General features: G+C 73.2%; 20 protein-coding genes and 1 pseudogene. 12 read left to right on the top strand and 9 right to left on the bottom strand.

All coding sequences use genetic code 11. The features are described 5' to 3' along the window. Positions 1 to 22: 22 nt before the first annotated feature. Both ACIBR0_RS10645 and ACIBR0_RS10640 read right to left on the bottom strand, forming a co-directional pair. On the bottom strand, positions 23 to 1432 hold the full coding sequence (locus ACIBR0_RS10645) for an amidase (RefSeq protein WP_396714253.1): 1410 nt from the start codon (positions 1430 to 1432) through the stop codon (positions 23 to 25). A gap of 16 nt (positions 1433 to 1448) precedes the next feature. Then, complete coding sequence (locus ACIBR0_RS10640; protein ID WP_357038688.1) at positions 1449 to 2591, bottom strand: cystathionine gamma-synthase; 1143 nt, start codon at positions 2589 to 2591, stop codon at positions 1449 to 1451. A gap of 120 nt (positions 2592 to 2711) precedes the next feature. Here ACIBR0_RS10640 and ACIBR0_RS10635 point away from each other — a divergent pair, with 120 nt between their 5' ends. Next, positions 2712 to 3131 carry an HIT family protein gene (locus ACIBR0_RS10635; RefSeq protein WP_396714251.1) on the top strand — a complete coding sequence of 140 codons (420 nt, stop codon included), beginning with the start codon at positions 2712 to 2714 and terminating at the stop codon, positions 3129 to 3131. A gap of 99 nt (positions 3132 to 3230) precedes the next feature. Here ACIBR0_RS10635 and ACIBR0_RS10630 read toward each other — a convergent pair whose 3' ends face one another. From ACIBR0_RS10630 to ACIBR0_RS10615, 4 genes are all read right to left on the bottom strand, one after another. Further along, on the bottom strand, positions 3231 to 4829 hold the full coding sequence (locus tag ACIBR0_RS10630; RefSeq protein WP_396714249.1) for a PKD domain-containing protein: 1599 nt from the start codon (positions 4827 to 4829) through the stop codon (positions 3231 to 3233). A 221-nt stretch (positions 4830 to 5050) separates the two neighbouring features. Then, complete coding sequence (locus tag ACIBR0_RS10625) at positions 5051 to 5527, bottom strand: GNAT family N-acetyltransferase (protein ID WP_396714247.1); 477 nt, start codon at positions 5525 to 5527, stop codon at positions 5051 to 5053. Between the two features lie 3 nt (positions 5528 to 5530). After that, positions 5531 to 5719: a DUF397 domain-containing protein gene (locus ACIBR0_RS10620; RefSeq protein WP_396714245.1), complete on the bottom strand. Its 189-nt coding sequence runs from the start codon at positions 5717 to 5719 to the stop codon at positions 5531 to 5533. After that, positions 5710 to 6003 carry a Scr1 family TA system antitoxin-like transcriptional regulator gene (locus tag ACIBR0_RS10615; protein ID WP_396714243.1) on the bottom strand — a complete coding sequence of 98 codons (294 nt, stop codon included), beginning with the start codon at positions 6001 to 6003 and terminating at the stop codon, positions 5710 to 5712. The genes ACIBR0_RS10620 and ACIBR0_RS10615 overlap by 10 nt, the downstream gene beginning before the upstream one ends. Between ACIBR0_RS10615 and ACIBR0_RS10610 the strand changes: the two genes are divergently transcribed. The 8 genes from ACIBR0_RS10610 to ACIBR0_RS10575 all read left to right on the top strand — a co-directional run bounded on the left by ACIBR0_RS10610 (position 5983) and on the right by ACIBR0_RS10575 (position 14998). Beyond that, positions 5983 to 6114, top strand: a complete 132-nt coding sequence (locus tag ACIBR0_RS10610; protein WP_396714241.1) for a hypothetical protein — start codon at positions 5983 to 5985, stop codon at positions 6112 to 6114. The two genes, ACIBR0_RS10615 and ACIBR0_RS10610, sit on opposite strands and share 21 nt — an antisense overlap. 74 nt (positions 6115 to 6188) lie before the next feature. Continuing rightward, positions 6189 to 6851 carry a peptide-methionine (S)-S-oxide reductase MsrA gene (gene msrA / locus ACIBR0_RS10605; protein ID WP_396714239.1) on the top strand — a complete coding sequence of 221 codons (663 nt, stop codon included), beginning with the start codon at positions 6189 to 6191 and terminating at the stop codon, positions 6849 to 6851. A 201-nt stretch (positions 6852 to 7052) separates the two neighbouring features. Next, positions 7053 to 8837, top strand: a complete 1785-nt coding sequence (locus ACIBR0_RS10600) for an N-acetylglutaminylglutamine amidotransferase (protein WP_396714237.1) — start codon at positions 7053 to 7055, stop codon at positions 8835 to 8837. Between the two features lie 2 nt (positions 8838 to 8839). Next, entirely contained in the window at positions 8840 to 10663 is a 1824-nt protein-coding gene (ngg, locus tag ACIBR0_RS10595) for an N-acetylglutaminylglutamine synthetase (protein ID WP_396714235.1), read from the top strand. After that, complete coding sequence (locus ACIBR0_RS10590; protein WP_396714233.1) at positions 10660 to 11853, top strand: osmoprotectant NAGGN system M42 family peptidase; 1194 nt, start codon at positions 10660 to 10662, stop codon at positions 11851 to 11853. Before ngg ends, ACIBR0_RS10590 begins: the two co-directional genes overlap by 4 nt. A gap of 321 nt (positions 11854 to 12174) precedes the next feature. Next, complete coding sequence (locus ACIBR0_RS10585; RefSeq protein WP_396714232.1) at positions 12175 to 13104, top strand: ribonuclease Z; 930 nt, start codon at positions 12175 to 12177, stop codon at positions 13102 to 13104. Next, positions 13101 to 13610: a GNAT family N-acetyltransferase gene (locus tag ACIBR0_RS10580; protein ID WP_396714230.1), complete on the top strand. Its 510-nt coding sequence runs from the start codon at positions 13101 to 13103 to the stop codon at positions 13608 to 13610. Before ACIBR0_RS10585 ends, ACIBR0_RS10580 begins: the two co-directional genes overlap by 4 nt. A gap of 431 nt (positions 13611 to 14041) precedes the next feature. Further along, positions 14042 to 14998 (top strand): S1C family serine protease, encoded by a 957-nt coding sequence (locus ACIBR0_RS10575; protein ID WP_396714228.1) that lies wholly within the window; start codon positions 14042 to 14044, stop codon positions 14996 to 14998. Positions 14999 to 15041: 43 nt separating this feature from the next. On the opposite strand, the gene ACIBR0_RS10570 is transcribed toward ACIBR0_RS10575, so the two are convergent. Then, positions 15042 to 16412 (bottom strand): cystathionine beta-synthase, encoded by a 1371-nt coding sequence (locus ACIBR0_RS10570; protein WP_396714226.1) that lies wholly within the window; start codon positions 16410 to 16412, stop codon positions 15042 to 15044. 76 nt (positions 16413 to 16488) lie between these two features. Further along, positions 16489 to 16845, bottom strand: coding sequence for a YkvA family protein (locus tag ACIBR0_RS10565; RefSeq protein WP_396714224.1), 357 nt, complete (start codon positions 16843 to 16845; stop codon positions 16489 to 16491). 151 nt (positions 16846 to 16996) lie between these two features. On the opposite strand from ACIBR0_RS10565, the pseudogene ACIBR0_RS10560 reads away from it, so the two are divergent. The 3 genes and pseudogenes from ACIBR0_RS10560 to ACIBR0_RS10550 all read left to right on the top strand — a co-directional run bounded on the left by ACIBR0_RS10560 (position 16997) and on the right by ACIBR0_RS10550 (position 20258). Beyond that, positions 16997 to 18114 (top strand): annotated as a pseudogene (locus tag ACIBR0_RS10560) (SGNH/GDSL hydrolase family protein). Continuing rightward, positions 18111 to 18914, top strand: coding sequence for an SGNH/GDSL hydrolase family protein (locus tag ACIBR0_RS10555; RefSeq protein WP_396714222.1), 804 nt, complete (start codon positions 18111 to 18113; stop codon positions 18912 to 18914). Before ACIBR0_RS10560 ends, ACIBR0_RS10555 begins: the two are co-directional and overlap by 4 nt. Before the next feature lie 81 nt (positions 18915 to 18995). Beyond that, positions 18996 to 20258, top strand: coding sequence for an acetyl-CoA C-acetyltransferase (locus tag ACIBR0_RS10550; protein WP_396714220.1), 1263 nt, complete (start codon positions 18996 to 18998; stop codon positions 20256 to 20258). Between the two features lie 78 nt (positions 20259 to 20336). Here ACIBR0_RS10550 and ACIBR0_RS10545 read toward each other — a convergent pair whose 3' ends face one another. Further along, positions 20337 to 20660 (bottom strand): hypothetical protein, encoded by a 324-nt coding sequence (locus ACIBR0_RS10545; RefSeq protein ID WP_396714218.1) that lies wholly within the window; start codon positions 20658 to 20660, stop codon positions 20337 to 20339. Positions 20661 to 20784: the final 124 nt, after the last annotated feature.

Below are 20784 nucleotides of genomic sequence, written 5' to 3'. Positions count from 1 at the left end.
AAGGTACGGGCAGGCTAGTCGATCATGCGGTGGCCGGCGACCCCGTTCCGACGCGGGGGTAGCCGGGGGCGTGCCGGGCCCAGGGGGCCTCCATCTCGAACTGGCCGGCGACGCCGAGGAGCAGCAGCTCCGAGCCGGGCGGACCGACCAGTTGCACCGCCACCGGCAGCCCGTCCGGACGGCGGCCCACCGGAACCACGATGGCCGGCAAGCCGGCGATGTTCCACGGCGCCGCGTACGGGGCGTACCGGATGTTGGTGACCATGTTCGCCCGCCAGGACCGGCCCCACCAGCCGGCCGCCTCCGGCGGGGCGGTGGCCAACGCCGGGGTGAGCAGCAGGTCGACCGAGTGGTCGGTGAAGAAGCCGATCGACCGTTCGCGCCAGGCGGCCCGGTCGGCCTCCCGCACGTACCCACGGCGCTGCGCCCACTCGCCGAGCGCGACGTGCCGGCGGTTGCGGCGCTGGAGGCCGGCCCGGTCGATGCCGGCCGCGCGCACGTCGGCGGCGGCCGCGGCGAACCACGTGGCGATGCCCTGCAGGCCCAGCGCGGTCGGATAGACCGGATCGGCCGGCACGGTGTCGTGGCCGGCGGCGGCGAGCAGCCGGCCCGCGGCGGCGACGGCGTCCCGGTTCGGCTGGTCGGGCTGCACGCCCCGCACCGGCGACCGGAGCGACACCCCAACCCGCAGCCGCTGCGGCGGCACCAGCTTCTCCTGCCGGCGACCGGCGAGCACCTGGAAACCGACCGCCGCGTCGGCGACGGTGGTGGCGAGCATGCCGTGCTCGGTGAGGCCGAACCAGTCGTCCGCCCCCAACTGGCACGGGATCACGCCGCGGCCCGGCTTCAGGCCGACCAGGCCGCAGCAGGCCGCCGGGATCCGGATGGATCCGAGGCCGTCGTTGCCGTGCGCGAGCGGCACCAGGCCCGCGGCCACCGCGGCGGCCGCACCCCCGGAGGAGCCGCCGGGCGTACGCGTCGAGTCCCAGGGGTTACGGGTGACCGCCGTCTCGTCGTCGGTGATGCCCCACAGGCCGAGTTCCGGCATCCGGGTGACACCGAGGATCACCGCCCCCGCGCCGCGCAACCGGCGGACCACCTCGTGGTCGGCCTCGGCGATCGCCGTGCGGGCCGCTGCCGAGCCGTTCCACGTCGGCAGACCGGCGACGGGGGTGTTCTCCTTCACGGCCACCGGCACGCCCGCGAGGGGGAGGTTGGCCAGGTCCTCCTGCTCGTCGACCTTCTCGGCCTCGGTGATCGCCTCCCCGCCGCGTACCGCGCGGAACGCGGCGAGGTCGGCGTCGGCCCGGGCGATGTGGTCGAGGTGGTCGGCGACCACCTGGGTGGCCGACACGTCGCCGCGGCGTACACCCCGGGCGATCTGCTTCGCGGTCGCCCCGACCCAGGTCGGCATGATGTCCTGCACGGCCACCCTCCCCAGTGCGCGGTCAGCCCAGCGCCTGCTCCAGATCAGCGAGCAGGTCGTCGACCGTCTCGATGCCGACAGACAGTCGCACGAGATCGCCGGGAACTTCAAGCGGCGAGCCGGCGGCACTTGCGTGTGTCATCCGGCCCGGGTGCTCGATCAGGGACTCCACGCCCCCCAGCGACTCGGCGAGCACGAAGAGCCGGGCCCGGTTGCAGATCTCCACGGCGTGGTCCTCGCCGCCGGCCGCCCGGAACGAGATCATGCCGCCGAAGCGGCGCATCTGCTTCGCGGCGACCTCGTGGCCCGGGTGCGAGGGCAGCCCCGGGTAGATCACCTGACCGACCTTGGCGTGCCCCTCCAGGTACGCGGCGATCCGCTCGGCGTTGTCGCAGTGCCGGTCCATGCGTACGCCCAGGGTCTTGATGCCCCGCAGGGTGAGCCACGCGTCGAACGGACCGTTGACGGCGCCCATCGCGTTCTGGTGGTAGCGCAGTTCCTCGCCGAGGCCCTGGTCGGCCGCGACCAGCGCGCCGCCGACCACGTCGGAGTGCCCGCCGACGTACTTGGTGGTGGAGTGCACCACGACGTCCGCGCCGTGCGCGATGGGCTGCTGGAGGTACGGCGAGGCGAACGTGTTGTCGACCACCAGCAGCGCGCCGGCGTCGTGCGCGACGGCCGCCAGGGCCGCGATGTCGGCGATGCCCAGCAGCGGGTTGGTGGGCGTCTCCACCCACACGATCTTCGTCGTGCCCGGGCGGATCGCGGCCCGCACGGCGTCGGGGTCGGAGACCTTCGCCGGGGTGTACGCGAGACCCCAGCGCTCGGCCACCTTGGCGAAGAGCCGGTACGTGCCGCCGTACGCGTCGTCGGGGATGACCACGTGGTCACCCGGTGCGCAGACGGTCCGCAGGAGCGTGTCCTCGGCGGCCAGGCCGCTGGCGAAGGCGAGCGCGACCGGCCCGCCCTCCAGCGCGGCGAGGCACTCCTGGAGCGCGTCGCGGGTCGGGTTGCCCGAGCGGCTGTACTCGTAGCCCAGCCGGGGGGCGCCGACGGCGTCCTGGGCGTAGGTGCTGGTCTGGTAGATCGGTGGGATCACCGCGCCGGTGCGGGCCTCGGGGTCCTGGCCGGCGTGGATGGCGAGCGTCTCGAAGCCGTGACTCATTCCGCAGACGTTAGTCCAGTGCAAGGAAGGGCCCCCGCTTAACGCCTCCGGTAGAGGAAGGGCCCCCGCTTAACGCGCGCCGGCAGGCAATCCTTCGACCCACGGCTCTACCATCCGGACGTGGCAGGGTGTGTGTTCTGCGGGATCGTGGCGGGTGACGTGCCGGCGTTCCGGGTCGTCGACGAGCCGGACGGGGTGGCGTTCCTGGACACCCGGCCGGTGTTCAAGGGCCACGTGCTGGTGGTGCCCCGCACCCACCTGGTCACCCTCGCCGACCTGCCGCCCGAGTCGCTGGCCGGCCACTTCGGGCTGGTACGGCGGCTGGCCGTCGCGGTGGAGGCCGGGCTCGACGCCGGCGGCACGTTCGTGGCGATGAACAACAAGGTGTCGCAGTCGGTGCCGCACCTGCACACCCACGTGGTGCCCCGGACCAAGGGTGACGGCCTGCGGGGCTTCTTCTGGCCCCGCACCCGCTACGCCGATGACGCGGAGGCCCGGCGGTACGCCGACCGGGTCGCCGAGGCCCTGGCCGGCCGCTGACCCACGGCGTCGCCCCGGCGTACGGGGAGCCAACGGGACGGGTCGACCCGGTGCCGTCCCGGACCGGTCGAGGCGGACCGGCCCGGGACGGCACGGTGCTCATGGCTGGAGGATGACCGTCCAGGTCGTCGTGGTGGTGCTGGCCGCCGCCCCGACGGCCGCCAGGCCGCCGTAGGTGCCGGTCGGCACCGAACCGCCCGAGTCGGCCAGCAGGCCGGTCACCCGGCCGCCGCCGGTCTGCGAGCTGTTGCTGCGCACCTGGACGCCGGACGGGGCGACGAGCGAGGTGGAGACGCTGTCGCCGTGCATCCAGTACGACATTCCCCAGTTCCGCTCCGCCGTGACCGGGGCGTACGGGGTGACGCGGACGGCGGTGCTGGCGGTGTCCGTGGAGCGGTTGAACGCGGCCACCGGCTGGGTCGGGTCCGTGCCCCGGTAGGCGGCGAGGACCAGGTTGCCCTTCGACTGCGACCCGAGCGTCACCCGTACGGTGGATCCCGCGTCGGCCGCCTCCGCCACCTTCCACCAGGCTGTGGTGGCGCCGTTGCCGCCGGCCACCCGGTCGAGCGGGGTCCATCCGGCGACCCCGGTGGGCGCGCCGGTGGTGGCCGGGGTGTTCTGGCTCAGGAACAGCAGCAGGGCGTCGCCGGGCTGGACGGTGGACGGCACCGTCACGGCGTGGGTGAGGGCGTTGGTGTTGCCGGTGGCCTGCCCGACGAACGAGATCGCCTCCGCGACCGGCGCGACCGTGACCTGCGCGGTGGCCGTGTCGGTGGCACCCCGGTCGTCGGTGACGGTCAGCGTGACGGTGTACGTGCCGGCCTGCGCGAAGGTGTGCGAGGTCGTCGGCACGCTGCCGGTGCCGGTGGTCGTACCGTCGCCGAAGTTCCAGGTGTGGTTCTGGATCGCGCCGTCGGCGTCGGTGGAGCCCGCGGCGGACAGCGTGCAGACCAGACCGGAGCAGGTCGGGGCGAGGTCGGCGACCGGAGCCTGGTTGGCGGCGCCGCCCGCGCCCTTGAGGATCCTGATGTAGTCGATGTCCCCGGCGAAGTAGTCACAGGTGACGTTGACGCCGTCGCAGCTGCTCTTGCCGCCGATCGACAGCTGCCAGTTGTTCGCGATGGTGCCGGTGGGGCCGGTCAGCCGACTCGTCCGCACCCCGTCGACGTACATCTCGACGTAGGCCGAGGTGCGGACGCAGGTCACGGTGTGCCACTGACCGTCGGCGATGGACACTCCGGTGTAGCCGGTACGCGAGGCGCCGTTGCCGCCCCGGAACAGGCACTTGGGTTTGCCCGAGGGCGCCTCGAACTTCCAGTAGCCGCCGGCCGTGGCCCCCTGCCCCTTCTGCATGATGTTCCCGAAGGAGTACGTGGTGCGGTAGCGGATGGTGAACGAGAAATCGCCGGCGTCCGGGTTGAAGGCGGTGCTCGCCGGCACCAGGTTCACGTGCCCCGGCACGTACTCCTTCTCGACGGGGTTGTGGAAGGCGAAGCGGTGTCCGGTCGCGCCGTCGTACAGGGCGCCGGTGACCACCTCCGACCCGATGGTGCCGTTGCGTCCGTTGCCGCTGCTGTCCTTGAGCACGGTCGCGCCCGCCGGTTCGTCCATGCTCCAGAAGGCGACGGTCCCGGTGGCGTCCGCGTACGCCGGTGCTGATCCGGCGAGGACCCCCACCGCCGTGAGAAGGGTCGCCACGGCCAGTCGTCCGGCCGCTCGCACCCCCCGCCGTCCCATGATCGAACGCATGCGAACCGCCTCCTCCGTGGCTGGAGCCTCACCCTGTCACGGCAGGCAGTACGACTCCATGACCCGATGGGCTGAGCGGAAGGGGCCCCTGCGGCGTCCGGTGGAAGCCGGGCATCCGGGAGGTGATCCACCGTTTCGGGACACCGGCGGACGCAAGGACGGGGCCGGCGTCAGCTCGGCCGGGCGTACCGGGTGATCCAGAGACCGGGGACGACCTCCTCCTCGGTGGCCGCCGCGAAGCCGAGAGTCTCGTAGAGGCGGCGGGCGGGCCGGTTGGCGCGACCGGTGGCGACCAGGACGCGGCGCGAGCCGGCGCGGTCCAGCACCGCGGTCACCAGGGCCCGCCCGACGCCGCGCCGGTGGGCCGCCGGGTCGACCACCAGGCGGTCGATGTCGACGACGGCGGCGTCCTCGGTCCAGGCGATCGCGCCGAGCAGCCGCCCGTCGACGCGGGCGCCGAGCCAGCGCAGGGGCGCCGCGGACAGGTCGGCCAGGGTCTCGTGCAGCGGCGGGATGCGGTCGTCGCCGATGAGGGCGGCCTCGACGGCGTACGCGGCGTGCTGCACCGCGAGCAGCGACCGCGCCAGGGCCTCGTCGGTGTCCGGGCGGACGGGGGTGACCGCCGGCAGGGCGGACGGGAGGGACACCCGTCAGCGGGCGGGCGGCGCGGCAACGAAGGCGCACCAGGCGGCCGGCGGGAAGGTCAGCGCCGGCCCCTGCCGGTTCTTGCTGTCCCGTACGGCGACGACACCGGGCAGGTTGCGCGCCACCTCCACGCAGTCGCCGGAGTTCCCGCTGCTGCGCGTGCTCTTCACCCACACCGCCCCGGTCAGGTCCATGCCTGTGCCGCCTCCTCGATCAGCTCGGCGCTCTGCCGGGCGGACAACGCCTCGGCGCGCACCGACTCCCAGGTCCGCACCAGTGATAGTACGTCCGGGCCGTGCGACACCACGTGCCCCTGGAGTTGGTTGTCCAGATAGGCCACATCGTCGCCGTCCGGGGTGGTGGCGACGACGAACGCGCCGTTCAGACCGGGGTAGGAGCCGACGGCGGCCGGCACCACGTGCAGGTGGATGTGGTGCCGGCCGCTCATCTCCGCCAGGTGGCGGAGCTGATCCCGCATCACGTCGGTACCGCCGACCGGCCGGCGCAGCACGTACTCGTCGATGACGGCGACGACTCCCCGGCGAACAACTCCACCATCGGCGAACCCACCATCCGCACGCGCGCCTGAGTGTGGAGACGACGGGTAAGGAAGCGGGGCCCGGCGGCGTTGCACGCTGCGAAGCGTACGAAAGGAGTCCCATCGTGTTCCTGCGCCGCATGAAGGCCGACATGATCACCCCGGACCAGGCGATCCCGGGCCGTCCGATCGCGATGCCGATCGCCGACCGGCACGAGGTGCTGGGCACCCCGCTGAAGGGTCCGTTCCCGGAGGGCGCGCAGGTGGCCGTCTTCGGGATGGGTTGTTTCTGGGGCGCCGAGCGCCTGTTCTGGACCCTGCCGGGCGTCGTCACCACCTCCGCCGGCTACGCGGGCGGCTACACCGAGAACCCGACGTACGACGAGGTCTGCTCGGGTCGGACCGGGCACGCCGAGGTGGTCCAGGTCGTGTACGACCCGAAGGGGATCAGCTACGAGGACCTGCTCAAGGTCTTCTGGGAGAACCACGACCCCACCCAGGGCATGCGCCAGGGCAACGACGTGGGCACCCAGTACCGGTCGACGATCTACGTGACCACCGACGAGCAGCTCGCCACCGCGCAGGCGTCCCGGGACGCGTTCGCGCCGATCGTGGCGCGGGCCGGCAAGGGTGAGATCACCACGGAGATCGACCGGCTCGGGGAGTACTACTTCGCCGAGGACTACCACCAGCAGTACCTGGCGCCGACGAAGAACCCGAACGGGTACTGCAACCACGGCCCGAACGGGCTGAGCTGCCCGGTCGGCGTGGCCCGTACCGCCGGCTGACCACAGGCGACGGCGTTGCCGGGCCTGCGGTGTTTGTCACATCGCAGGCCCGGGTCGATTCGGGCACCGGTCACGCCGGGGCCGTAAGCCCGGCGCAGATCACGCAGCGTGAGCAAGAGGTGCGCATCCTAGCAACGACGTCACGCAATCGTCATCATCTCAACAGGCGAATCGCAACATCCTCTGGCACCATTGCCTGCCATGTGCGGACTTGCGGGAGAGTTTCGCCGTGACGGCTCACGCGCCGACGTAGCGGCGGTGGAACGCATGGCGGCCACGATGAGTGACCGGGGACCGGACGACAGCGGGGTGTGGGCCCAGGGGGCGACAGCCCTCGGGCACCGCCGCCTCAAGATCATCGACCTCTCCGCCGCGAGCGGGCAGCCGCTGGTGGACGCGGACGCCGGCCTCACCGGTGTCTTCAACGGGTGCATCTACAACTACCGCGAGCTGCGCGCGGAACTCCAGGCCAGGGGCCACCGCTTCTTCTCCTCCGGAGACAGCGAGGTCGTCGTCAAGGCGTACGCCGAGTGGGGCCTCGACTTCGTCGACCACCTGATCGGCATGTTCGCCGTGGCGATCAGCGAGCGGGACACCGGCCGCCTGGTGCTGGCCCGGGACCGCCTCGGCATCAAGCCGCTGTACGTGGCCGAGACGCCGGGCGTCGTGCGCTTCGCCAGCACCCTGCCCGCACTGCTGGCCGCCGGCGGGATCGACACCTCCATCGACCCGGTCGCGCTCGCCCACTACCTGAGCTTCCACAGCATCGTGCCGCCGCCCCGGACCATCCTGCGCGGCGTCGCCAAGCTGCCCCCGGCGACCGTTCGGGTGTACGAGCCCGACGGTTCGACCTCCGAGCGGGTCTACTGGGACCCGTCCTTCACCCGGGACGCCGGGCGGGCCGGCTGGTCGGAGAAGGACTGGCAGGACGCCCTGCTGGAGTCGCTGACCACCGCCGTACGCCGACGGATGGTCGCCGACGTGCCGGTCGGCGTCCTGCTCTCCGGTGGCCTGGACTCCAGCCTCGTCGTGGCCCTGCTCGCCGAAGAGGGACAGCGCGGCCTCTCCACCTTCTCGATCGGCTTCGACTCCGTCGGCGGCCGGGAGGGCGACGAGTTCCGCTACTCCGACCTGGTGGCGAAGACGTTCGACACCGACCACCACCAGATCAAGGTGCCCACCGGCGACCTCGTGCCGCCGCTGGAGGCCGCCGTCGCGGCCATGAGCGAGCCGATGGTCAGCCACGACTGCGTGGCCTTCTACCTGCTCAGCCAGGAGGTGGCGCGGCACGTCAAGGTGGTGCAGTCGGGGCAGGGCGCGGACGAGATCCTGGGCGGTTACCACTGGTACCCGCCGCTGGCGCGCATCGGTCGCGAGGAAGCCCTCGACACGTACGCCCGGGCCTTCTTCGACCGCGACGCGGCCGGACTGGCGCAGGTGCTCAACCCGGCCTGGCTGGCCGACGGCGACCCGGCGCGGGAGTTCGTGGCCGCGCACCTCGCGCGGGCCGGCGCGGAGACCGCCGTGGACGCGGGCCTGCGCATCGACACGCAGGTCATGCTGACCGACGACCCGGTCAAGCGGGTGGACAACATGACCATGGCGCACGGGCTGGAGGCACGTGTGCCGTTCCTCGACCACGAGTTCGTGGAGCTCGCCGCGAGCTGCCCGCCGGAGCTGAAGCTGGCCCAGGGCGGCAAGGGTGTGCTCAAGGAGATCGGGCGCCGCGTGCTGCCGCACGAGGTGATCGACCGGCCCAAGGGCTACTTCCCGGTCCCCGGCCTCACCCACCTGGAGGGCAAGCTCCTCGACCGGGTCCGGGATGCGCTCTCCGCGCCCGAGGCCCGCCGTCGCGACCTGTTCCGCACCGGGTACGTGGACGCGCTCGTCGCCGACCCGAACGCCGAACTGACCCCGTTGAACGGAAACAAGCTGTGGCAACTCGGACTCCTGGAAATGTGGCTCCAGAGCCACGGAATCGACTGACCGTGACCGAGACCCTCGCGACCGGGGTGGCCCGGGCGGACCAGGTACGCGGCCGGACCCGCCGCTACGAGCGGGTCGGCCCGGGCGGCGACCCGGTGGCCGCGACCACCGGACCGGCCACCGACACCGGGTCGGACGGCGGCGCCGGCGTGGTGCTGGACTGCGGCTGGGGCCGCCTGGTCTTCGGCCAGACCTTCGCCGACCAGGCCGCCGTCGCCGACGTGCTGCGCTCGGAGGCCGCCGGCTCCCGGGACATCTGCATCTACCTGCGGGATCCCCACGTGCTGGTGTCCCGGCTGCCCGACGAGTTGTTCATCGACCCGTCGCTGACGTACCGGCTGCCGCTGGACCACGAGCTGCCGGACGACGGCGCGATCCCCGGCCTGACGATCCGTGCGCTGCGGGACGCCGCCGACGCGGACGCCGTCAACCGCATCTACGCGGCGAACGGCATGGTCACCGCGCCGGTCGAGGTGCTGGTCGACAACGCCGGCACCGACCGGTTCCTGCACCTGGTCGCGGAGAACGTCACCGGCGAGATCGTCGGCACCATCACGGGCGTCGACCACGTCGCCGTCTTCGACGACCCGGACAACGGGGCCAGCCTCTGGTGTCTCACCGTCGACTTCAACGCCGCTCCACCCGGCACCGGCCAGGCGCTGATCACCGCGCTGGCGGCCCGGCTGGTCGAGCGCGGCCGCGCGTTCGTGGACCTGTCCGTGCTGGCGGAGAACGCCGGGGCGATCCGGCTCTACGAGCGGCTCGGCTTCTACCGGACGTCCACCCTGTGCGTGAAGCGGAAGAACCCGATCAACGAGCGGCTGTTCCTGCCCGCCATGCCGGAGGGGTACGACCGGCTCAACCCGTACGCGAAGATCGTCGCGGACGAGGCGATGCGGCGCGGCATCCGGGTGGACGTGACCGACCCCGCCTGGGGCGAGTTGCGGCTCACCGTCGGCGGCCGGACCGTCCTCACCCGCGAGTCGCTGTCCGAGCTCACCTCGGCGGTGGCGATGAGCCGGTGTGACGACAAGCGGGTCACCCGCCGGATCCTCGCCGAGGCGGGGCTGCGCGTGCCGCGCGGCCGCACCGCGACCGGCGACGGGGCCGACGCGGCGTTCCTCGCCGAGGTCGGCGCGCTGGTGGTCAAGCCGGCCCGGGGCGAGCAGGGCAACGGCATCACGGTGGGTGTGCGGACGCCCGAGGCGCTGACCGCCGCCGTGGAGCTGGCCGCCCGGTTCTGCCCGGAGGTGCTGCTGGAGGAGCTGTGCTCCGGCGAGGACCTGCGGGTCGTCGTCATCGACCACGAGGTGGTGGCCGCGGCGGTCCGCCGGCCGGCCGCCATCACCGGCGACGGGGTGCACGACGTCGCCGAGCTGATCGACCGGCAGAGCCGTCGCCGCGCCGCCGCCACGGGCGGCGAGTCGCGGATACCGGTCGACGACATGACCCGCGAGGTGGTCGCCGAGGCCGGGTACGGGATGGACGACGTGCTGCCCGAGGGCGAGGTCCTCGTCGTACGCCGGACCGCGAACCTGCACACCGGCGGCACGATCCACGACGTCACCGCGGAGCTGCACCCGGTGATCGCCGAGGCGTGCGTGACGGCGAGCCGGGCCCTGGACATCCCGGTCACCGGGCTGGACCTGCTGGTGCCCGCCCCGGGCCAGCCCGAGCACGTGTTCATCGAGGCGAACGAGCGGCCCGGCCTGGCCAACCACGAGCCGCAGCCGACCGCCGAGCGCTTCGTCGACCTGCTCTTCCCGGGCACGCGGGCACCTCAGCGTCTGTGGTCCCCCGCGGGTGCGGCAAGCTCAGGGGCATGACCGTACGCAAGCCCGCCCCGCTCCCGCTCGACATGGACTACCTGCGCCAGGTGCTGGTGGAGCTGCTGGAGATCCCGAGCCCGTCGGGGCGTACCGACCATGTGCAGCAGTACGTGGGCGAACGCCTCTCGGCGCTCGGGATCTCCTCCACGCTCACCCGGCGCGGGGCGCTCAGCGCCTGCCTGACCGGCCCCCGGTCCACCGGCGCCGACCGGGCGATCGTGGTGCACACCGACACGATCGGCGGCATGGTCAAGCGGCTCAAGGAGAACGGTCGGTTGGAGCTGAAGACCATCGGTACGCACAGCGCCCGGTTCGCCGAGGGCGCCCACGTACGGATCTTCACCGACGACCTGGAGCGGGTGATCACCGGCCAGGTGCTCCCGCTCAAGGCCAGCGGGCACCGCTACAACGAGGACGTCGACGTCCAGGGCGTCGGCTGGCAGCACGTCGAGGTCCGGGTGGACGAGCCGGTGGAGGACATCGCCGGCCTGCGGGCGCTGGGGATCGACGCCGGCGACTTCGTCGCGTTCCTGCCGAACCCGCAGATCACCCCAACCGGGTTCGTCAAGTCGCGGCACCTGGACGACAAGGCCGGCGTGGCGGCGGTGCTGACCGCGTTCAAGGCGATGGTCGACGCGGGCGTCACCCCGGCGGTCACCGCGCATCTGCTGGTGACCGTCACCGAGGAGATCGGCCACGGGGCGTCCCACGGCCTCGACCCCGACGTCGCGGAGATCGTCTCGGTGGACGCGGCGGTGGTCGCCCCCGGCCAGCAGTCCCGGGAGGACGCGGCCACCCTGGCGATGGGCGACGGCGTCGGCCCGTTCGACTACCACCTGACCCGCAACCTCGCCTCGATCGCCCGCGAGCACGGGGTGGACCTGGTCCGGGACGTCTTCGAGTACTACCGCTCGGACGTGGCGGCGGCGGTCGAGGCGGGCGCGCACGCCCGGGTGGCGTTGCTCGGCTTCGGCGTGGACGCCACCCACGGACACGAGCGCACCCACCTCGACGGGCTGCGGCACCTCACCCAACTGCTCTGCCTCTACCTCCAGAGCGACCTGGTGTTCCCCGAGTGGGACGCCGAGCCGGAGGGCGACCTGGCCGACTTCCCGTCCCTGGCGGTTCAGCCGGCAGTCGGAGACGGCCCCCGCGAGGGCCCGATCGGCATCGCCGTCGCCTCCTGACGGTGTTCCCGCCGGGCCTGTGATCGAAATCCGTTGCCGGAGCCGCCGGGGAGTGGATAGCGTGGCGGTACACGGGAAAGGAGGTGGTCCAGACTTGTATAGCAATCGGACTCGTGAGGTGGCTGTCCGCTAGCCGCTGTCCTCGACAGTGATAACTCGTCCGCCGCGAGGCGGGCATGAACGATCGTCGAGACCGTGTGGCAGCGGTGCGGCGAAACCACGACAGCCACCCGACCCCCGGGGTGCCGACCCAGTCCAGTCGGCCCGCGCGCGAGCGCGGAAGCCCCGGGGGTCGTTTCATATGCGCGGCCGGAGGTCACCGTGGCGATGCGCGAACTGGTGGTGCTGGGGACGGCCAGTCAGGCGCCGACCCGCCGGCGCAACCACAACGGGTACGTGCTGCGCTGGGACGACGAGGTGATCCTCTTCGACCCGGGTGAGGGCAGCCAGCGGCAACTGCTGCACACCACGGTCACCGCCACCGACCTGACCCGGATCTGCGTCACGCACTTCCACGGCGACCACTGCCTCGGCCTGCCCGGGACCATCCAGCGCCTCTCGCTGGACCGGGTGCCGCACACGGTGGCGGTGCACTTCCCCGCCGAGGGCGCCCAGTACTTCGCCCGGCTGCGGCACGCCAGCTCCTTCTACGAGACCGCCGAGCTGGCCGTGCAGCCCATCGAGACCGACGGGCAGCGGATCCCGCTGCGCCGCGGCACGCTGGAGGCCCGCCGGCTGCGACACCCCATCGACACGTACGGCTACCGGCTCATCGAGCCGGACGGTTGCCGGATGCTGCCGGAGAAGCTGTCCGCGTACGGCATCGCGGGTCCGGCGGTCGGGGAGCTGCTCCGCGTCGGCCACCTCGACGTCGGCGGGCGTCGCGTCACCCGGGACGAGGTGAGCGTTCCCCGGCCGGGGCAGCGGTTCGCCTTCGTGATGGACACCGGCCTCTGCGACGGGGTGTACGCCCTCGCCGAGCACGCCGACATGCTCGTCATCGAGTCGACCTTCCTCGACTCCGAGGCCGCGCTCGCCGCCGAGGTCGGCCACCTCACCGCGGCGCAGGCCGCGCGGGTGGCGACCGAGTCGGGCGTACGCCAGCTCGTGCTCACCCACTTCTCCCAGCGGTACGGGGACACGAGCCGCTTCGTCGACGAGGCTCGCGAACACTTCAACGGCGATCTGGTCATCGCCGAGGACCTGATCACGGTGCCGGTGCCGCCCCGCCGGGTAGCCTCGGCCGGGTGACCGTCACGCTGCGTCCCGGTGTACCGGCCGATCTGATGGCGGTGGGCGCGCTGCACCACCGCTCCCGGGTGGCCGCCTACTCGGCCTTCCTGCCTCCGGAGGCGCTGTCCGACCCGTCGCCGGAGATGATGGGCCTCTGGTGGACGGAACGGTGGGGCTGGGAGCGTGACGACCACGCGCTGACCGTGGCCGAGCGGGACGGCGGGCTGGCCGGCTTCAGCTACGTCGGCCCGGACGACGAGGGGGACCCGTCGACCGGAATCCTGCACGCCATCCACCTGGACCCGGCGGAGCGGGGACGCGGGGTGGGCCGTGCGCTGATGGTCGACGCCCTGGCCACGATGCGGACGCGGTCGTGGCGACGCGCGGTGCTCTGGGTGCTCCGGGACAACGCGCACGCCCGCCGCTTCTACGAGCGCGGCGGCTGGGCGCCCACCGGCGTGGTACGCGAGGACTGGATCGGTTCCAGCCCCACGCCCCAGCTTCGCTACGCCCGCGACCTGTGACCCACCGGCCCGACCCATCGCCCGGCCCCGCCACCCGACCCATCGCCCGGCCCGCCGCGTGCACCACTCAGCGCGATCGTCACCCTCCGCAACCCAACGACCGTCCCCCACCTCTCCCACTGCACCACTTTGCTCTGCACCCCCATATGCGCCAGTAACCCAAGGTGAGCGACCTGCCCCGGCGACGAGCGGCCCTCCTTGCCTACGCACGCAGGCCAGGACCCGGCGCGCATGAGGGTGCAGAGCAAAGTGGTCGGCCGGATGACATCGCCCGGCGGCCAGCAATCACGCACGGTGTTGACTGTCGCTCTCACTCACGGTGACTGTCGGTCGGCATCCGTGGCAACCGGCGAGGGCGGCCCGGTGACCGGGGGACGTTCGCTCTGAGCGGATCGGGGCATGGGTGTCGGTCCGGTGGCGTTGCCCGGGGCATGGACACCGATCACACGACGCCCGAGCCGGCCGAGGTCGCCGCGCTCGACGCGTACTCCCGGGTGGTCACGACGGTGGCGGCGCGGGTGCTGCCCAGCGTGGCCGCGCTGTCGGTCCCGACCCCGCGCGGAGCCGGCGCCGGCTCCGCCGTCCTGATCGGCGCCGACGGCCTGTTGCTGACCAGCGCGCACGTGGTGCGGGGCGCCCCGGGCGGGTCGGCGGAGTTCGGCGACGGCACCGAGACCCGGTTCCGGGTGGTCGGCGCCGACCCGCTCTCCGACCTCGCGGTGCTGCGGGTCGAGGGAGCCACCGTGCCGGCGGTCGAACTGGGCGACGCGGACCGGCTACGGATCGGCCAGCTGGTGGTGGCGGTCGGCAACCCGATGGGGCTGGCCGGGTCGGTCACCGCCGGGGTCGTCTCCGGGCTGGGCCGGTCGCTGCCGGCCCGGGACGGACGGGTCACCCGTCTCATCGAGGACGTCATCCAGACCGACGCCGCGCTGAACCCGGGCAACTCGGGTGGAGCGCTCGCCGACGCGGCGGGCCGGGTCGTCGGGGTGAACACCGCCGTCGCCGGCTACGGGCTCGGACTGGCCGTGCCGATCAACGCCACCACCCGGCGGATCGTCGCCGACCTCACCGCACACGGCCGGGTACGCCGCGCGTGGCTGGGCGTGGCCGGCGTACCGGTGCCGCTGCCGCCGGAGATCGTCGCGCGCACCGGCCAGCGGCGCGGCCTGCGGGTCGTGGAGGTCGTGCCGGGCAGCCCGGCCGGGGTGGCCGGCATCTACCTGGGCGACGTCATCCTCTCGGCCGGCGGCCGGCCGGTCAGCGACGGCCAGGGCCTGCAGCGGCTGATGCTCGGTGACGCCATCGGCAGCCGCCTCCCGGTCACCGTGCTGCGTAAGGGCGCGCTGGTCGACGCGGTCGCTGTGCCCACGGAGCTGTCCCGGTGAGCCGTTGAGAGGGGCCCCTGCGTACAGGGGCCCCTCTCACGTCTCAGCGGGCGCCGAGGTGGGCGAGCAGGTCCTGTCGGGTCAGCACGCCCTTCGGCTTGCCGTCGACCAGCACCAGGGCGGCGTCGGACTTCTCCAGCATCGCCACCGCCTCGCTCACCGGCTGACCCCCACCGATCATCGGCAGCGGGTCGCCCATGTGGCGCTCGATCGTGTCGTGCAGGTGCGCCTGCCCGGTGAACAGCGCGTCGAGCAGGTCCTTCTCCGCGATCGAGCCGGCGACCTCGCCGGTCACCACCGGGGGCTCGGCCTTCAGCACCGGGAGCTGGGAGACGCCGTACTCGCGCATGTAGTCGATCGCGTCGCGGACCGTCTCGGTCGGGTGCACGTGGACCAGCTCGGGCAGGCCGCCCGGCTTGCTGGCGAGCGCGTCGGCCACGGTCGGCTCGGTGCCCGAGTCGTCGAGGAAGCCGTACCGGGCCATCCACTTGTCATTGAAGATCTTCGACAGGTACCCCTTGCCGGAGTCCGGCAGGAGCACCACGACCACGTCCTCCGGGCCGGCCTTGCGGGCCACCTCCAGCGCCGCCACCACGGCCATGCCGCAGGAACCGCCGACCAGCAGGCCCTCCTCGCGGGCCAGCCGCCGGGTCATCTCGAACGACGCCTTGTCGGAGACCTCGATGATGTCGTCGGCGACACCCCGGTCGTACGTCGTCGGCCAGAAGTCCTCGCCGACGCCCTCGACGAGGTACGGGCGTCCGGTGCCGCCGGAGTAGACGGAGCCCTCCGGGTCCGCGCCGACGACCGTGACCCGGCCCTCGGACGCCTCCTTCAGGTAGCGGCCGATGCCGGAGATGGTGCCGCCCGTGCCGACGCCCGCCACGAAGTGGGTGATCTGGCCACCGGTCTGCTGCCACAGCTCGGGGCCGGTCGTCTCGTAGTGCGAGCGCGGGTTGGCCGGGTTGCTGTACTGGTCGGGCTTCCACGCGCCGGGGATCTCGCGGGCCAGCCGGTCGGAGACGTTGTAGTAGGAGCGCGGGTCCTCCGGCGCCACGGCGGTCGGGCAGACCACGACCTCGGCGCCGTACGCGCGCAGCACGTCCTGCTTGTCCTGGCTGACCTTGTCCGGGCAGACGAACACGCACTTGTAGCCCTTGAGCTGCGCCACCAGCGCCAGCCCGACCCCGGTGTTGCCGCTGGTCGGCTCGACGATGGTGCCGCCGGGCTTCAGGATCCCCGCAGCCTCGGCGTCCTCCACCATCCGCAGCGCGATCCGGTCCTTCACCGAACCACCCGGGTTGAGGTACTCCACCTTCGCCAGCACGGTCGCCTGGATGCCCTCGGTGACGCTACGCAGCCGTACCAGCGGGGTGTTGCCGATCATCTCGACGACGTTGTCGTAGTACTGCACGTGGTTGTGCCCTTCTCCTCCGGCGCCGCCGGAGGCGGCCGGGCAGACGAATACTCGCCGCCCAGCCTACGTGCCGTCAGCCGATCACCTGCCCCGGGACGACGGAGCTGCGACGCGCCTCCCACTCCAGGAACCGTTCGGTCTCCGACAGCACGCTGCCGGCCAGCCAGGTGACCATGACCGCGTCGTCGGCCAGCCCGAACAGCCCCAGCGGCAGCTCCGGGAGCAGGTCGACCGGCGAGACGACGTACGCCGCGGCGGCCGTCATCAGCGCCAGCCGCAGCCCGCCGTCGTACTCCCTCCGGGCCGTGGCCCGGACCATCCGCGGCAGTGCCGCCAGCCGCTTCCCCAGCGACGGGCCTCCCCGCGCCCCGGCCATCAGCGCCCGCGCGAGCGCGGTGAGCGCCGCGCTGCGTTGCAGTGTCTTCCCCATGGTCTCCAGCCCCTCTCCGTCCGTCAGCGTGGCGGGTCCGCGCAAGCCCGCCGTCACCGGGGACAGAGGTACCCAGAAGCGTCGTCTTCCAGGCACCCGGGCGCCGTGACGACCACAGCGGCATGTCGTGCCGGCGCGATAATGTCGGTTCATGGAGGTCGCTGGTTCCCTCGTCGGAGGTGGTCCGCGCTGGCAGCGCGTCCGACAGATCGCCCGGGTCGCGGCGATCGGCACGGGCGCGACCGCGGCGGCCGCCGTCGCGACCGGCGGCGTCCTCATCGGCCAGGCCCGCCAGGCCCGCCGCACCATCCCGATGGCCGAGGCCCCGCCGCCGCGCTGCGACGGGCTGTACGGCGCGAGGCTCCCCGGCCCGGCCATCACGATGGTGGTGCTCGGTGACTCCTCGGCCGCCGGTTACGGCGTGCACCGACGCCGGGAGACGCCCGGCGCGCTGCTCGCCACCGGCCTGTCCCGACGGCTGCAACGGCCGGTCCGGCTGCACCGGTTCGCCGTGGTCGGCGCCATCTCCGCCGTGCTGCGCCACCAGGTGGACGCCGCGCTGGAATGCCAGCCCGACATCGCGGTGATCCTCATCGGCGGCAACGACGTCACCAACCGCACCCCGCCCGTCCTCGCCGTGCGCTACCTGGTCGACGCGGTGAAGGCACTGCGTGCCGTCGGCTGCGAGGTGGTCGTCGGCACCTGCCCCGACCTGGGCGCGATCCGTCCCATCCAACCGCCGCTGCGGTGGCTGGCCCGGCGCTGGAGCCGGCAGCTCGCCGCCGCCCAGACGGTGGCCGTCGTCGAGGCCGGCGGCTGGACGGTCTCCCTGGGCAACCTCCTCGGGCCCCGCTTCGCCGCCGAGCCCACCCGGATGTTCGCCTGGGACCGGTTCCACCCCTCGGCGGAGGGCTACGCCGTGGCCGCCGCCGCGCTCCTGCCGACCGTGCTGTCCGCCCTCGGGGCAGCGCAGGAACGGCGGGCCGCGCCGGCCCGGGGCGAAGGCGTACGGTCACTGCCGGAGGCCGCACAGGAGGCGGCCCGGCACGCGGGCACGGAGGTCAGCGGCGTCCAGGTCCGGGGCCGCGACCGCGGTCCCGGCGGCCGGTGGGCGCAGTTGCGTCGCCGGGCGTTCTTCGGTGTCGGCGCCGTCGCCCCGTCCGGTCCGGCCACCGACTCACCGACAGTGGAGGGACTGGCATGAGCGAGCCAACCATCTGCGACGGCGCCCTCACCGCCGGCGCCGACCACACGGAGGCCGCGGCATGAGCGAGCACCTCTCCCCCTCGACGCTCGCGGGCCGGCTCGGCCGGACCGCGGCGCTCTCCCTGGTCGCCGGCACCGTCGGCGGCGCGGCCGTCCTGGCCGGCCAGGCCTTCGTCGCCCGCCACCGCCGGTACGCCCAGCCCGAGCTGGGCCTGGCCCTACGGGCCACCGTCGGCCGTGCCGGAGCGCCCCCGCTGCGGCTGGTGCTGCTCGGTGACTCGTCGGCCCTCGGCGTCGGCGTCGACCGGCTCGACGACACCATCGGCGGTCAGCTCGCCAACCTCCTCGCCGAGGGCCCCACCGGCCGGCAGGTGCACCTGTCCAGCGTCGGTGTCTCCGGCTCCCGCTCGACCGACCTGGCCACCCAGGTGGCCCGTGCCCTGCTCGGCGAGCGACCCGACGTGGCGGTGATCCTCATCGGCGCCAACGACGCGACCACCCTGCGCCGGCCCGCCGACGCCGCCGCGTACCTCGGGGCGGCCGTGCACCGACTGCGCGAGGCGCGGGTCGAGGTCGTCGTCGGCACCTGCCCGGACCTCGGGGCCGTCCGTTCGATCGCGCCGCCGCTGCGGCACCTCGTCGGCTGGTCGGGGCGGTGCGTCGCCCGGGCGCAGACCGCCGCGGTGCTCGACGCGGGCGGCACCGTGGTCGACCTGGCCGCCGAGACCGGCCCGGTCTTCCGCGCCGACGCGGGGACGCTCTGCCACGACGGCTTCCACCCCTCGGCCGACGGCTACCGGGTGTGGGCACACGCGCTGCTGCCCGCCGTCGCCGCCGCTGCGGCGGTCGCCCCCCGCCACTGACCCGCGCCGCGGTCGCCCGGGTGACATTTCCCGCCGCCGGCGCGGCTTCCGCGCATGTTACTGACGGGTTAACGTTGGTTCATGCCGACTGAGTCGTCCCGCGACGCCGTCATCGTCGCCACCGCCCGCTCCCCCATCGGCCGGGCGCACAAGGGGTCCCTGCGCGACGTCCGTCCGGACGATCTCGCCGCGACCATCGTGCAGGCCGCCCTCGACAAGATCCCGCAGCTCGACCCGACGGAGATCGAAGACCTCTACCTGGGCTGCGGCCTGCCCGGCGGCGAGCAGGGCTTCAACATGGCCCGTGTGGTCGCCACCCTCCTGGGCCTCGACGGCCTGCCGGGCGCCACCCTGACCCGGTACTGCGCCTCGTCGCTGCAGACCACCCGGATGGCGATGCACGCGATCCGGGCCGGCGAGGGCGACGTGTTCATCTCCGCCGGTGTGGAGACCGTCTCGCGGTACGCCCGGGGCAACTCCGACGGTCTGCCCCCGGAGGCGCAGGCGCTGGTCGGCGGCGGCTGGGAGAACCCCCGTTTCGCCGCCGCGCGCGAGCGTTCCGCGCGGCGGGCGCAGGGCGGCGCCGAGGTGTGGTCCGACCCGCGCGAGGCCGGCGAGCTGCCGGACATCTACCTGACCATGGGCCAGACCGCCGAGAACCTGGCCCAGGCGTACGACGTGAGCCGCGCCGACATGGACGAGTTCGGCGTACGCAGCCAGAACCTGGCCGAGAAGGCGATCGCCGACGGCTTCTGGGCCCGGGAGATCACCCCGGTCACCACGCCGGACGGCACCGTGGTCAGCACCGACGACGGCCCCCGGGCCGGTGTGACGCTGGAGGCGGTCACCGGGCTGAAGCCGGTGTTCCGTCCGGACGGGCGGATCACCGCCGGCAACTGCTGCCCGCTCAACGACGGCGCCGCCGCCGTGGTGATCATGAGCGCCCAGCGGGCGCGGGACCTGGGCCTGACCCCGCTGGCGCGGATCGTCTCCACCGGCGTGACCGCCCTCTCCCCGGAGATCATGGGCCTCGGTCCGGTCGAGGCCTCGAAGCAGGCGCTCAAGCGGGCCGGCATGACCATCGACGACGTGGACCTGGTGGAGATCAACGAGGCGTTCGCCGCCCAGGTGATCCCCTCCTACCGGCAGCTGGGCATCCCGGAGGAGAAGCTGAACGTGATGGGCGGCGCGATCGCGATCGGCCACCCGTTCGGCATGACCGGCGCCCGGATCACCGGCACCCTGCTCAACGCCCTCGACTGGCACGACAAGACCATCGGTCTGGAGACCATGTGCGTCGGCGGCGGCCAGGGCATGGCCATGGTTCTCGAACGCCTGAGCTGACGCTCGCCCGACGGCCCGCCCACCCGCTCCCGGGTCGGCGGGCCGTCGCGTACGCGGCGGCGCCCCCGGGGCTTCTGGTCAGAGGGCGGCGCGGGTGGCGGTCACCTCGTCGGCGGCCCGGGCCAGCACGTCGGCCGGTGCGCCGGCCGCCAGGAGGTCGGCGGCGACCACGCGGAGCTGGTCGGGCAGGGCGAGGTCGTTGTCTAGCCGAGGGACCGTACGGCGGGGCAGGCCCTCCACGTCCGCGACCAGGTTGGCGATCTCCTGCACCAACCGGTGCACGAGGTCCGCCCGCGACACGTTCCCGGTCTCGGCGGGAGCCGCCCACCGGGGCTGCTGCCAGTGCCCCACCTGCCGCACGAGCAGCTCCACCGCCTGCCCCAGCCCTCCAGGTTCACCCACCCCGCGAAGTCTACGCACCCCCGTCCCCCGCGATCTTGCACTTGAGGTCGCCGTTATGCCAGCTGTGACCGTTTTCGCCCGGGCACAAAGTGCAAGATCGCGAGGGTAGGTGGGGGACGCGACG

It is taken from the genome of Micromonospora sp. NPDC049497 (assembly GCF_044465805.1).
GTDB lineage: Bacteria > Actinomycetota > Actinomycetes > Mycobacteriales > Micromonosporaceae > Micromonospora.
The sequence above is the reverse complement of the archived record's forward strand: the minus strand, read 5'-3'. Positions and strand labels throughout refer to the sequence as shown.